Source organism: Pseudoalteromonas sp. Z9A6 (assembly GCF_011378805.1).
Lineage (GTDB): Bacteria > Pseudomonadota > Gammaproteobacteria > Enterobacterales > Alteromonadaceae > Pseudoalteromonas > Pseudoalteromonas distincta.
Genome location: NZ_WTKZ01000013.1, coordinates 56,492 through 69,006, shown reverse-complemented (window position 1 = coordinate 69,006; position 12,515 = coordinate 56,492). Strand labels below are relative to the sequence as shown.

The 12,515-nt window shown below is 41.5% G+C and carries 12 protein-coding genes; 5 read left to right on the top strand and 7 right to left on the bottom strand.

The annotated features are described in order from the left end of the window. Positions 1 to 55: 55 nt before the first annotated feature. Entirely contained in the window at positions 56 to 1,159 is a 1,104-nt protein-coding gene (gene proB, locus GQR53_RS07540) for a glutamate 5-kinase (protein WP_165743409.1), read from the bottom strand. A gap of 119 nt (positions 1,160 to 1,278) precedes the next feature. Between proB and GQR53_RS07535 the strand changes: the two genes are divergently transcribed. Further along, complete coding sequence (locus GQR53_RS07535; protein ID WP_024604368.1) at positions 1,279 to 2,238, top strand: DMT family transporter; 960 nt, start codon at positions 1,279 to 1,281, stop codon at positions 2,236 to 2,238. On the opposite strand, the gene GQR53_RS07530 is transcribed toward GQR53_RS07535, so the two are convergent. The 3 genes from GQR53_RS07530 to pdsO are packed head-to-tail and all read right to left on the bottom strand — an operon-like array spanning position 2,133 to position 5,548. Continuing rightward, positions 2,133 to 2,738, bottom strand: a complete 606-nt coding sequence (locus tag GQR53_RS07530; protein WP_165743407.1) for a class GN sortase — start codon at positions 2,736 to 2,738, stop codon at positions 2,133 to 2,135. The genes GQR53_RS07535 and GQR53_RS07530 overlap by 106 nt on opposite strands. Further along, entirely contained in the window at positions 2,735 to 4,771 is a 2,037-nt protein-coding gene (locus tag GQR53_RS07525) for a marine proteobacterial sortase target protein (protein ID WP_029751613.1), read from the bottom strand. The genes GQR53_RS07530 and GQR53_RS07525 overlap by 4 nt, the downstream gene beginning before the upstream one ends. A 45-nt stretch (positions 4,772 to 4,816) precedes the next feature. Next, positions 4,817 to 5,548, bottom strand: coding sequence for a sortase-associated OmpA-like protein PdsO (pdsO, locus tag GQR53_RS07520; protein WP_024604365.1), 732 nt, complete (start codon positions 5,546 to 5,548; stop codon positions 4,817 to 4,819). A gap of 204 nt (positions 5,549 to 5,752) precedes the next feature. Between pdsO and pdsR the strand changes: the two genes are divergently transcribed. The 3 genes from pdsR (at position 5,753) to GQR53_RS07505 (ending at position 9,007) form a co-directional block, all read left to right on the top strand. After that, a complete protein-coding gene (pdsR, locus tag GQR53_RS07515; RefSeq protein WP_024604364.1) occupies positions 5,753 to 6,442 on the top strand; it encodes a proteobacterial dedicated sortase system response regulator in 690 nt (229 codons plus the stop codon). Further along, positions 6,442 to 8,580, top strand: a complete 2,139-nt coding sequence (gene pdsS / locus GQR53_RS07510) for a proteobacterial dedicated sortase system histidine kinase (protein ID WP_024604363.1) — start codon at positions 6,442 to 6,444, stop codon at positions 8,578 to 8,580. The genes pdsR and pdsS overlap by 1 nt, the downstream gene beginning before the upstream one ends. A gap of 262 nt (positions 8,581 to 8,842) precedes the next feature. After that, positions 8,843 to 9,007 (top strand): hypothetical protein, encoded by a 165-nt coding sequence (locus tag GQR53_RS07505; RefSeq protein ID WP_165743405.1) that lies wholly within the window; start codon positions 8,843 to 8,845, stop codon positions 9,005 to 9,007. Between the two features lie 5 nt (positions 9,008 to 9,012). Here the strand turns inward: GQR53_RS07505 and GQR53_RS07500 are convergent, their stop codons facing one another. After that, complete coding sequence (locus GQR53_RS07500; RefSeq protein WP_024604362.1) at positions 9,013 to 10,263, bottom strand: multifunctional CCA addition/repair protein; 1,251 nt, start codon at positions 10,261 to 10,263, stop codon at positions 9,013 to 9,015. A 132-nt stretch (positions 10,264 to 10,395) separates the two neighbouring features. On the opposite strand from GQR53_RS07500, the gene GQR53_RS07495 reads away from it, so the two are divergent. Beyond that, positions 10,396 to 10,623: a hypothetical protein gene (locus GQR53_RS07495; RefSeq protein ID WP_007581571.1), complete on the top strand. Its 228-nt coding sequence runs from the start codon at positions 10,396 to 10,398 to the stop codon at positions 10,621 to 10,623. Between the two features lie 33 nt (positions 10,624 to 10,656). On the opposite strand, the gene GQR53_RS07490 is transcribed toward GQR53_RS07495, so the two are convergent. After that, complete coding sequence (locus GQR53_RS07490) at positions 10,657 to 11,157, bottom strand: DUF1543 domain-containing protein (RefSeq protein WP_024604361.1); 501 nt, start codon at positions 11,155 to 11,157, stop codon at positions 10,657 to 10,659. An 8-nt stretch (positions 11,158 to 11,165) separates the two neighbouring features. After that, positions 11,166 to 12,515, bottom strand: a complete 1,350-nt coding sequence (locus GQR53_RS07485) for a sigma 54-interacting transcriptional regulator (RefSeq protein ID WP_024597600.1) — start codon at positions 12,513 to 12,515, stop codon at positions 11,166 to 11,168.

The window sequence follows — 12,515 nt, the reverse complement described above, 5'->3', positions numbered from 1 at the left end:
ATGAATTTACTAAGTTATGAGGTAATACTTATTAACTAATCCTTTAGAACAGGTATTAAAGTAATACTAAGTCGTCGCGATGCAATACTTCTGCGCCACTATCGTAATCGAGTAATTGGCCTATTTGACTAGAGTGCGCACCCTTTATTTTATTTACCTCAACGCTACTAAATCGCGTTAAGCCCCGTGCAATCACTTGATTTTTAGTATCTATTAAATCAATTAAATCACCGCGTTCAAAACGTCCAAATGCATTAGTAACGCCTTTAGCGAGTAAACTTGCGCCTTTATTTTGAAGGGCGCCAATAGCACCTGTATCAATAACAATTTGACCGGTACTTTTAGGCCCGGCTAGTAACCATTTTTTACGGCCATCTTTTGGGGCGGTGAGTTTTAAAAAACGCGTGCCTGGTAACTCGTCACTCATACATTTTAAAATAACGTTTTTACCTGCACCTTTAGCAATAATAACTTCAACGCCTGCGCGCCTTGCAATATCGGCGGCTTGCAGTTTAGTTGCCATACCGCCGGTGCCTAAATTTGTGCCACTGCCACCAGCAAGTTGGCGCAGTTCATCGTTTATATGTGTTACCTCGCCAATGAGGGTGGCATCGGCGTTTGTGCGCGGATCGCTGGTAAATAAGCCTTCTTGATCGGTAAGTAGCAATAGTTTATTAGCATTAGCCAAAATAGCGACAAGCGCCGATAAATTATCGTTGTCGCCTACTTTTATTTCACTGGTAGCTACTGCGTCATTTTCGTTAATGATGGGTACAACGTCGTAATTTAATAACGCATTGAGTGTATCGCGGGCATTAAGGTAGCGCTCTCTGTCGTCTACATCAGCGCGAGTAAGCAGCATTTGTCCTACATTTATCCCATATAAACCAAACAAGCTCTGCCAAATATGAATAAGTTGACCTTGTCCAATTGCAGCAAGCATTTGTTTATCAATTAAGCTTCTGCCACAGGGTTTTAATAGCTGTTCACGCCCAGCAGCTACCGCGCCGCTCGATACTAAAATAACGTGATGCCCCAGCTTTTTAAGCTCGCAGCATTGGCGTACTAATTCAACCATGTGCGCTTTATCTAGTTTATCGGTGCCGCCAGTAAGTACGCTTGTACCAAGCTTTACAACTATTACCTGTTCCCTTTGCATGTGCTTTTTACTAATCATTAATTAAAGATGAATTAATTTATACCAGCTCGGTATTTTTGAACAAGTTAAAAATATTCATGCTAGGATCTGATTTTATTAAATTATATAAATTACTCTCTATGCCTGCCAGTTTGTGTTTAATTATTGCCACCTTTTTATGGGGCAGCTCTTTTATAGCGCTTAAATATGCCATTGCCATTTACGACCCTGCCTTGGTAATATTTTTACGCATGCTCACCACGTTAGTTTTATCGCTTTGCTTATGGCGCTACGTTATTCGCTTTGAGTATTTAAAAGGTGATTGGAAGTATTTAGTGGGTATGTCGCTTGCTGAGCCTTGCTTGTACTTTTTATTTGAAGGCCATGCAATGGAATATACATCAGCCTCGCAGGCGGGTGTTATTGTGTCGTGCTTGCCTATAATTATTGCGCTGCTTGCCTTTTTATTACTTAAAGAATACATAAGCAAAGCCATTGTTGTTGGCTTTACGCTGTGTATTGGCGGCAGTATTTTACTTACGCTTCTTTCACCCAATTCTGAGCAAGCACCTAATCCGTTACTAGGTAACTTTTTAGAGCTGATGGCTATGGTGTGCGCTGCATTTTATACCGTAAGTATTAAACACTTAGCTAATCGCTACTCCCCCCTTACTTTAATTGCACTTCAAGGTATTAGCGGCAGCTTGTTTTTTGCACCGTTTTTGTTTTTTATCGACCTACCAAGCGAAAACCAACACGACTTAACCGCACTTATGAGTATTTTATACTTAGGTTCGTGTGTAACCCTTGGCGGCTACGGCATGTACAATTATGCTATTAGCAAAGTATCGGTATTAACCGCGGCTGCGTACTCTAATTTAATTCCTATTTTTACACTTATTTTGTCAGCCATTATTTTGGGCGAAGTGCTCAACGTGTGGCAATGGCTGAGCATATTTGTGGTATTTATTGGTGTAATGGTAAGCCAGCGCCATCAAGAACTTGTAGTTGATATACCTCTTAGTGAATCGGGTGAAGATATTTGCGCAGATACAAGCAATCTCAAATCAGTACCTGAGGCAAGCGAATCAAAAGGATAACAGGTCAGCAAGTACAATCCAGGTGTTTGTAAAAAGTCATGTTGAGATTGATGAATAACCTCAATCCCTGTTACTTTATAATTTTGTATCACCCCACTTTGCAGTTGCAAAGTAAACGCCTCTCCCACTTTTGCGTTTTGTAAAAATGCAAAGTGGGTGTCGTTATGCCCTGCTATTAGCGCGCCTTTTTCGTTTCCAAATTCTTTTCCGCCAAGCTCCCCTGCGGGTAAAAACTGGCTAGGCGCAAACGCTAAATTACGACCACTCGCTCCAGCCAATACACTTAATGTTTTATTATGACTTGGCCAATCAAGCTTTGCAGTAACGTAGCTGTCGGCGTAATACCACGGCTTTACTTTAGTGCCGGGTGATTTAAGCGCCTCTTGCCATGCTTGTTCAATTAATACTTGAGCAAGCCACGCTTTTGCCTGCATATAAGCACCGTGGCCAAATAATCCAAGCCCAGCTATTAGTAAGCCCGCGCTTAGCCACTTTTTCATTTACGTGCCCTGCTTAATTTAAATGATTGGTTTATTTTAAGAGCGCCATAGCCGAGTAATAAAATACATCCTAGCAATATATGTAACCTGCTTTGCCCATCGGTTTGCGGTAAACGCATTGCCATACCTTGTGGTACTGCATTAGTAGCTTGCGCCGTTTGCTTTGCCACTTCTTTTATTTGAGTTTGTTCAATCGCTATAAAAGCAGTAAACGGGCTAAGTAATTGATGAGTAAGCGCAAGCCCCTGTACTTCATCTTTAACGGTACTTTGCTCGTTGTATAAAAGTAATGACTTAATTTTTTGGCGTGCCCACAGTTTTGCTATACCTTTTGCATCTGAGCTATTTTGTGTACTTAATCTAATACTTAAGGGCCCTTGTGCAGTTTGCCCAGCAAGTACCACTCTTTTAACATTATTAAGTTTTATAGCGACCATGATAGGCTCGCCAAAATATAAATCAGGTAGTGGTGACGGCCAAAAATCTAAGCTGTTACCGCTTTCATCGCTTAGCGCCAAATTAGTAATCGCTGGATGTGCAAGCTTGTCAAACAATTGCTGCATTTTAGGTTGCACCTCGCTTGTGCTGCCTATAAACGTAAATGAGCCTTTGCCTATATCTGCCGCTCGGCGCATAAAAAAGCTGTTAGGTGCGCTGCCAATACCCACTGTAAATAAACGGCTATCACCTAATTTACTTTGAATGTTTTTAAACAATGCGTCTTCATTACTTACGCTGCCATCGGTTAAAAATACAACTTGGCGTACAAAACCATCAAACTGGCTGCCATCAAGTACGGCATTAAGCGCACCTTGTATTTCTGTGCCGCCGTCGGCTTCTAGGCTATAAATAAATCGCTCTGCACGGCGTAAATTAAAGTCGCTGGCTATAAGTGGTTTATCGCTCATTGGAGTCACTATGTTATCAAAACCAATAATATTAAAACTGTCGTCGCTATCAAGTAATGACAGCGCATAAAACAAGGCTTTTTTAGCTTGCTCCATAGATTGCCCGTGCATAGAGCCTGACGTATCAACTACAAATACCATTTCGCGAGGTAATCGCTGAGTTTGTGTAAAGTGATCCCCTGGTGGCATTAGCATAGCAAGCCCGTATCGGTCACCATTTTCAAACTGCTGAGTAAAAAATGCGGCTTGAGCTTGCTCTTTTTGCAATGGTTTAAACTCCAGTACAAAGTCGCGATTAACTGCATTTTTCTCATTTAACGCTATTTTATATTGCCCAAACGCGGTGTTTTGCACATTAACATTATGAAATTTAGAATTGATATCCACCAGCTCTAAGCCCACGTCTATATCAATGTTTAAGCTAAATTGGCTACTTGGTGTGTTATCAGTTTGAGTACTATTTTGAGTGATGTTTTGAGTGCTGTAAACAGGGCTCAACCATCCCGTTGGGAGCGGATTAACATGCGTTTGGTTTTGAGTATTAACTTCAACTTCACCACTAATCGCGTGATAACGCGGTGTAATGGTAGTAGGAAACCTAATAGCAAATGTGCCGCTGCTGTAATCAATTATTTCTTGGTACTCAAGATCAATAATTACTTGCTCACCAGGGCCAATGTTTGCCACATTCGTAATAAACATATTGGCGCGTTGCTGGCGTACGAGGGCCGCTTGCTTACCTGCTTTTTTAGCCTCCTCGTATTTTTTTTCAGCTTCCACTTTTTTATCAATTTGGCCTTTAATGACTCGCTCACCTATACGCATCGTCATGGCATGTACGGCGCTTTCATCTGGCAGTGGAAAAACATAGCGCGCATTAACCGCAAACGGGTTTTCGTTTTGATAGGTCTGCGTTACTACAACATGATTAATCAGGCCGGTTAAGGTCATATTAGCGTCGCTTTTTAATATTATTGCTGGCCCTGCTGGCGCACCATTGCTATCAAAAAGCTCTAACTTGGGTGATTGCGCATGGCTTTTAAAGCTCGCTAACAGCACAATCACTATGAATATAAAAATGCTTACTTTAGTAAGCATTTTGGTTGGTTTACTCAATTTAAACATAAATCACTCCATCGAACGCTTAGCTTTACTTAGATTCAGTTAGTTTTAGTTACTCGCCGTTTGGCCATTTACACTATTCATTGAGCGAGTGGTAAGCGTTACGCGTCTATCAAAAAAGTTGTCTTCCACCGTGTTGCTGTTAGCCAACGTTTGCTGCTCGCCAAATGCCTGCGTGCTTAAGCGCTTATGGCTCACACCGTGTTTTATTAAATAGCTTTGCACGGCATTTACACGCGCTTTAGAAAGTAAAAGATTTGCTTGCTCATCGCCGCGCTGATCGGCAAAGCCACTTAAATCAAGTGCGAGTTGTGGTTGGTTGTTTAACAAGGTAATGAGTTGATCTAACTGCAGCGCAAAATGCGGGGCAATAACACTTGAACCTGTTTTAAATTGTACTGTCATCGCCAATAAGTTATTAATTTGAACTTGAGTTAACTGCTCATTTTGATTGGCAAGCACTTCTACCTGTTGCTCTAACATATTGTTGTGGTTAAGCACGTGTTGGTAATCGCTGGTTTTTTCTTTCATAACCGTAATGGCACGCTCTTGCTCTGCAATTTTGTTATCAGCTACTTTTGAATCACCTATTAAGCCACCGGCAAATGCCCCAATAAACGCACCAATTGGCCCGCCCACTACGCCGCCAATAATAGCGCCTGCACCTAGCCCAATAGCCGTTTCTTTATGGGCTTCTTTTGATGGCGAGTTAGATGTTGAGGCAATTGCTGGAGTACAAAAACTAGCAACCAGTGTTAATGCAATTAATGTCTTCTTCATGATTTGATCCTTAAACTTACTTTTTAATTTGTGACGTTTTGTTTTGATGGCTGTATTAAAACAAGCTCAAGTGGCAATAAAGGGGATCAAAAATGGCAAACTGCTGAGCAATTGTGGCAAAAAAATGGCAATTGCCTTTTTAAGCGTACTTAGCTTAAAAACTTCGATATAGTGCACAGCAGAGCCGATAGGATAATGATTAAGATGAAAAAAATAGCCATCGTTGAAGATGAACCCGCAATCCGCGAAAACTACATAGAAATGCTGAGCGCACAGGGCTACCAAGTAAGTGGCTTTGCCGATCGCGCTTGCGCAGAAGCTGAATTTAAAAATGCCCTGCCCGATTTAGCCATTGTTGATATTGGCCTAGGCCATGAAATAGATGGTGGTTTTTTACTGTGCCAAACATTGCGATCGCTTTCTAAAACACTGCCTATTATTTTTTTAACCGCCCGCGATAGCGAAATAGATACCGTATGCGGCCTGCGCATGGGCGCCGACGACTACCTAACAAAAGACATAAGCTTGGCTCACTTGGCTGCACGTATTGGTGCGCTGTTTCGCCGAATGGAAGCACTTGAGCAACCCGCTGATGCAAACGCACTCATAACACGCGGGCAATTAACGCTCGACACACAACGTATGCAGGTATTTTGGCAACAACAATTAGTTGACTTAACCGTAACCGAATTTTGGATGCTGCATTCACTCGCCCAGCGACCAGGCCATGTTAAAAGCCGTAACGAATTAATGAGCGATGCTAAAATTTATGTAGACGACAGCACCATTACTTCACACGTAAAACGTATCCGTAAAAAGTTTATAGCACTCGACAGCGCCTTTGATTGCATAGATACCGTGTATGGCATGGGCTATCGGTGGGAACAACACTAATGCTACGATTTGGTCTGCGCAGTAAATTTATATTACTTTCATGTTTTTTGTTTTTGCTGCCGTGGCTTGGCTACGAGTACGTATGGGAAATGGAAAAGTTTTTACGCCAAGGCCAAGAAAAAACCCTCGTAGGCACTACTCGCGCACTTGCTACTGCACTACATGAGCGCCCCGCATTATTTGACGAGCAAACCAACTTTTTAGACCAAGTAGTAAAAGGCCGCGATTTATACGCTTATAATCTTAAAAATCCTATTCAGCTCGACGGTAAACTTAACGATTGGGACAGCTATCAACCGCTATTTTGGCATTACGATAAGCGCTACTTACAAAAAACAGATAACAAACATCAAGCCAGTGACTTATCGTTTGATCATATGGTGGGAAAATTTGATAACTACTTATACGCCGTATTTAAAGTCACCGACAATACCCTTATTTATCGCGCTAAAAATAGCTTAAGTATTACCAATAACGATTATTTACAAATTGGCTTAAAAACACCTGACGGCCAATTTAATACCTATATAATTGCGCCACGCCAAGATGGCTGGGTTAATGCGTTTGATGCAAATACCAAAGCCCCTTTTACAAAAATTCAGGGCTATTTTGAAAGTACCGAATCAGGTTATAACGTAGAGCTGCGCTTTCCAATTAGCATGCTGGGCAACAAACTTGGCTTTGCTATTGTTGACGTTGATAATAAAGAGGCATTATTAGAGCCTAAAATAATGTCGACCTCAAACTTAAATAACCCAAACGATTTGGGCTCGGTATTAGTCCCTTCTCCAGAAATTAGCCGTATTTTAAAAGGTATGGGCCACAGTGGTAGCCGCATTTGGGTGGTCGATAACCATCATCGCGTACTTGCGCAGTCGGGTACTATTCAAAATGCAGATGGCGTTTGGGCTGATGGACTTGCTAACCAAGCACCTGAAACTTGGTGGCAGCGCTTTGAGCAAAATTACTTACACCCAATTTACTATAAAATTTTAACGCGTCCCGAAAATGAGTTTTTAGATACTCTGCACGATGTAGCTTCTATGCAGGGCACACATTTAGCGAAAGCATTAAAAGGACAACCAGCATCGTCTTGGCGCTTAACCCCCGACAGCAAAGCCGTTATTTTATCGGCCGCTTATCCTATTTGGATCCAAGACCAAGTAATTGGCGCGGTAATAGCAGAGGAAACCACAAACGGCGTACGTACGCTGCGTAACAAATCACTCGAAAAACTGTTTAACGTTATTTTAGCTGTGATGCTAATTGGTACTGTGACTTTATTCTTTTTTGCCTCACGTATATCGAACCGAATTAGGCGGCTGCGCGATACAGCTGAACAAGCAATTGATGCGCAAGGGCGTGTTACTGGCAGTATTAATTACAGCGACGCTAACGATGAAATTGGCGACCTGTCTCGTAGTTTTTCAAACATTGTGAGCCGACTTGGTGGCTATACCGATTACTTAGAGAATATGTCGTCGCGGTTATCCCACGAACTGCGCACGCCGGTTGCCGTAGTGCGCTCATCACTCGAAAACTTACAAAGCTTGCCACAAAACGAGCTGAGTCAAAAATACCTCGATCGCGCCAGCGAAGGCGTTGAACGCTTAGGTAAAATAATAACCACCATGAGTGAAGCAACTCGCCTTGAGCAAAGTATTCAAAGCAACGAGCCTGAGCCTTTTGATTTACAAAAAGTAATAAATGGTTGCATGCAAGGCTATCAGCTTACTTACCCAAACCAGTTATTTACGCTTGATGTATGCCAAAACAAATTACCTATGCAAGGTGCACCGGAGTTTATAGCTCAGCTGCTTGATAAACTTATTAATAACGCGCTGGAGTTTAGTGAGGCCAATACGGCTATTAATGTAAGCCTTAAGCAGAGCGAAAATAAAGCAACATTAACAGTGAGTAACACAGGCCCCGCGTTACCCGAAGGATTAACTGAACATATTTTTGACTCTATGGTGTCGGTACGTAGCCAGCAAATGCAGCAACAGCCACATTTGGGGTTAGGTCTTTATATTGTAAGGCTGGTGTGCGACTACCATAAAGGCAGTGTAACAGCGCAAAACAACGAGCAAGGTAATGGTGTCGTGTTTACCGTAACACTGCCGTTAGCTAATGGTTAGGGCTGTATTTATACCGTTATATTTGTAGCCACAGCATTATATGTAAATAGTAAGTACGTAATAAATTCAGCTGTATATTTTTAGTTAAAAAGAGTTACTTTAATTTACCTTAACTCCATATAAATTAACAAACAAATTCCCCTCATCCCTTAAAACCCGCCGGTTACAATTTAGTACAACTTCAAATGTAACTATTCACTTTTAATTCAGTCGAATGACCATACCCTACATCATATTAAAGTATTAAATTGAAGGAATACTCATGAAACCATCACTAGAGCGTGAAGAACTAGACTTTATTTTTGACTTATACAGGCCCTCTAAAAAACCTGAGCCTGAAAATGTAAAACCAAAAAGTACAAACTACAAAGAGCTAAGAAAGCACGACGCGACCAAAAACCAAGGCGTATCGCACTACTTAGTCTAATTTTATTACGCTTGGGACTTCTCATGTTCTAAAAATGCTTTAATGCAGTTTATTTCTGCAAGTTTTACTTCTTCGCCTATTTCAGGGCCTTTTTTGCCATTTTTAAGTGCATTTTGCACTACCAGCTTCTTATCCATTTTTTGCAGTTCAGTATGAATTGCTCGCAGCTTAGCTGATTGCGGGTATGGCTTATCAACAAGTGTTTCACCACGCCCTTGTGCATCGCATTGGCATGCTTGGGTAAACGCTATAAAACGTTCTGGGTGCACCAACGCATTTAAGTTAGTCACTATTAGCTTGTGAATGGTTTGCGGCCTTAACTGATCAATCGTGTGGCAAAGGGTGTGATTATCACTGGTGAGTACGCCAATATCGCGAAAACGGTTAGGCACTTTTAAGCGCTCACAAAACGCCTCAATAACTGCAACACCTTCGCGTTCGTGCCCACGTAGGTTTCCATATTTTTTAAAACTAAGCGCTTTTCCAAAATCATGGGTTAGTGCAGCAAAACGTGTTTCTAAATTAAAATTTAAATCGGCTGCACGCCTAAGTACCAGCATAGTATGTACAAATACATCTCCTTCAGGATGATGGTTTGCCGGTTGCGGTACATTAACCATGCGCTCAAGTTCTGGAAAAATACCTAAGCCTTGCAGTGCTTCAAAATAAAGCTCAGGGTACTTTTCACCCAGTGCTTTTTCAGTTTCAAGCCACACGCGCTCAGGTACTAAATGATTTAGCTCACCTTTATTTTTAAGCTCGCGCATTAATGCATACGTACTTGGGTGAATACGCCAATCGCTGCCATAACGCGCTAAAAAACGGGCAATACGCAGCACTCGAACAGGGTCTTCTACAAATGCCTCAGTGGTGTGGCGCAGTGTTTTATTTTGTAAGTCAGCTTGGCCATTAAACGGGTCAATAATATTACCGCGTTCATCAAGCGCCATTGAATTTATGGTTAAATCGCGTCTTGCTAAATCTTCTTCGAGCGTTACCGTTGGGCTGGCATCAACCACAAAGCCAGTATAGCCTTTGCCGCTTTTACGCTCTGTGCGCCCAAGTGCATATTCTTCTTTTGTTTTTGGGTGTAAGTAAACCGGAAAGTCACTACCTATTGGCACAAAACCAAGCGATTCCATCGTTTTTGGTGTTTCCCCAATCACTACATAGTCGTTATCTTTTGATTTTATATTTAGCAGTTTGTCGCGCACTGCACCGCCAACGAGGTAAACTTGTTTTAAGTTACTTTTCACTTTATTCCCAATAACACTTGCCCAATTGTTTGACGCTAATCATATCATTAATTAAAAAATTCTGCGGTATTTGCCAAGCTTAAGTAAGCTCATTACAATGGCGCATTATTTTTAGCTATAGCCTCATAATTAATGAAAAACCATTCATCAAAAAAAGAACTCATGTTACTACCCATTTTATTAGTGGTTATTTTGATGTGTGTGGCGGGTCACTTTTTATTACAAGCAAATTTTCAAGACAGTAATGTGGTTGAATACATGTTGGCAGCACTGCCATTTGCTATGTTTGGGTTGGTTATTGTGGCGTTTAAAATGGCGGCTAAAAGCGAAAAAGATGAGCAAAACGAGCAGGATTCTTAATCCTGCTTTATCTTTTTAGAGCGCTCTATTTATTTAAAGTACGTGGTACCCAAACCAATCTGGTTTAATTGCTTGAGCTTGCCCACTAGGCGTGAGCTTAATGTTTAGCTGGCTGTCGAGTAAATCAATGGCAAAGCAATCGTCCACATCATGTAAATCATCTTTATGAATATGACTAAGCCCTGCGAGCAAATCGTTTTTAGCGCGCTCTTTAGCTTCATGGCTACTGCTTGCAACATACAGCGCAAAGTCATGTTGCTCAGCCATGGAATCACTTCTGTAAGCGCCTAAATTTACAAAATAGAGTTGTTTATTTTGCTCCACATAGCTATCAACAACTTCTACTTTAAAGCCATCAATATGATTAATTGCCATGTAGCTATCCATGTGAACACTACTTCTGTCGCCTACCCATTGGCTTTTTAACTTTGAGTAGGTTTGCTCTATATTCTCCCCTACTACAAAGCGAATATCGTGCATTTCAATGTGGCAACCTTGAATCCGGCCACCTAAATACACCATAAATAACTGCATGCTTTTCCTTAACCTAAATTATCAACATCAATATTATGCTTTTTAATCAACTTATAAAAATCTGAGCGATTGCGCTTGGCAAGCTTAGCGCCTTCAGCTACGTTACCACCTGCCATTTTTAAAGTGTTAATTACATAGTCGCGCTCAAACTCTTTTTTAGCGTCGTTTAGTGATAATGGTTCTACGTTTGTTTCGTTACTATTTAGCGCAGCTAACACCAAGTGCTCTGAAATAACATCGCTTGGCGTTAATGCTACAACCTGCTCTACTACGTTTTGTAATTGGCGGATATTACCTGGCCAGTCGTAACGTACAAGCGCATGCATAGCATCGCTTGCAAAGTGTTTTTCAGTTTGGTTCATGCGCTTAGCAATGCTTGCACTAAAGTGCTGTGCTAATAAGCTTATATCTTCGCGGCGCTCACACAGTGGCGGTAATTTTAAATTAACTACGTTTAAGCGATAGTATAAATCTTCTCTAAATTGCTGGTTTAAAATAGCTTCAGGAAGATTTTTATGTGTTGCCGACACTATGCGTACATCAATTGCTATCTCTTCTTGAAAACCTACTGGGCGAATTGTTTTTTCTTGTAATACGCGCAGTAACTTAACCTGTAAGTTAAGCGGCATATCGCCAATTTCGTCTAAAAATAACGTGCCACCCTGTGCTTGTTGAAACAAACCTTGGTGATCTTTAATTGCACCCGTAAACGAGCCTTTTTTATGACCAAATAATTCGGACTCTAAAAGCTCCCCTGGTACAGCACCGCAGTTAATTGCAACAAAAGGGCCACCGCTTACATGGCTATGCTGATGAATCGCCTGTGCGAGTAATTCTTTACCAGTACCACTAGCCCCCGAAATAAGTACATTAACTTGCGTTGGCCCAAGTAGTTTTACTTGCTCTAACAAGTGCAGCATTGCACCACTGCGCGTAACTATATTACTTTTAGGTGCAGCTTCATCGGCGTTAACACCATGAATTTCTATCGCTTTTGCAAGGCTGTCAAATAGCTCATCTTTATCCACTGGTTTAGTTATGAATGCAAAAATACCCTGCTTAGTTGCCTCTACTGCATCAGGAATTGAGCCGTGCGCTGTCATCATAATGACAGGTAATGCAGGGTAGCGGCTTTGCAACTGACGATGCAGCGCCATGCCATCCATTTCATCCATACGCAAGTCGGTTATTACGGCGTCAAACACTTGGCTTTTAAGTATTTGTAGTGCGGTTAAGCCGCTTTCACAGGTCGTTACTTCGTACCCTTTTGATTCGATACGAATAGCGAGCAGTTTTAATAAGCTAGCGTCGTCGTCAACGAGTAATACTTTTGCACCTTGCACTTTAGTTGCTGCCAT

Excerpts from the sequence above, each read along its gene's own strand:
- GQR53_RS07505 (WP_165743405.1), top strand. The coding sequence starts at position 8,843 with ATGAAACCATCACTAGAGCGTGAAGAACTAGACTTTATTTTTGACTTA.
- GQR53_RS07495 (WP_007581571.1), top strand. The coding sequence starts at position 10,396 with ATGAAAAACCATTCATCAAAAAAAGAACTCATGTTACTACCCATTTTA.
- GQR53_RS07530 (WP_165743407.1), bottom strand. The coding sequence starts at position 2,738 with ATGAAAAAGTGGCTAAGCGCGGGCTTACTAATAGCTGGGCTTGGATTA.
- proB (WP_165743409.1), bottom strand. The coding sequence starts at position 1,159 with ATGCAAAGGGAACAGGTAATAGTTGTAAAGCTTGGTACAAGCGTACTT.
- GQR53_RS07485 (WP_024597600.1), bottom strand. The coding sequence starts at position 12,515 with ATGGCAGCAACTAAAGTGCAAGGTGCAAAAGTATTACTCGTTGACGAC.
- GQR53_RS07525 (WP_029751613.1), bottom strand. The coding sequence starts at position 4,771 with ATGTTTAAATTGAGTAAACCAACCAAAATGCTTACTAAAGTAAGCATT.
- pdsS (WP_024604363.1), top strand. The coding sequence starts at position 6,442 with ATGCTACGATTTGGTCTGCGCAGTAAATTTATATTACTTTCATGTTTT.
- pdsO (WP_024604365.1), bottom strand. The coding sequence starts at position 5,548 with ATGAAGAAGACATTAATTGCATTAACACTGGTTGCTAGTTTTTGTACT.
- GQR53_RS07535 (WP_024604368.1), top strand. The coding sequence starts at position 1,279 with ATGCCTGCCAGTTTGTGTTTAATTATTGCCACCTTTTTATGGGGCAGC.
- pdsR (WP_024604364.1), top strand. The coding sequence starts at position 5,753 with ATGAAAAAAATAGCCATCGTTGAAGATGAACCCGCAATCCGCGAAAAC.
- GQR53_RS07490 (WP_024604361.1), bottom strand. The coding sequence starts at position 11,157 with ATGCAGTTATTTATGGTGTATTTAGGTGGCCGGATTCAAGGTTGCCAC.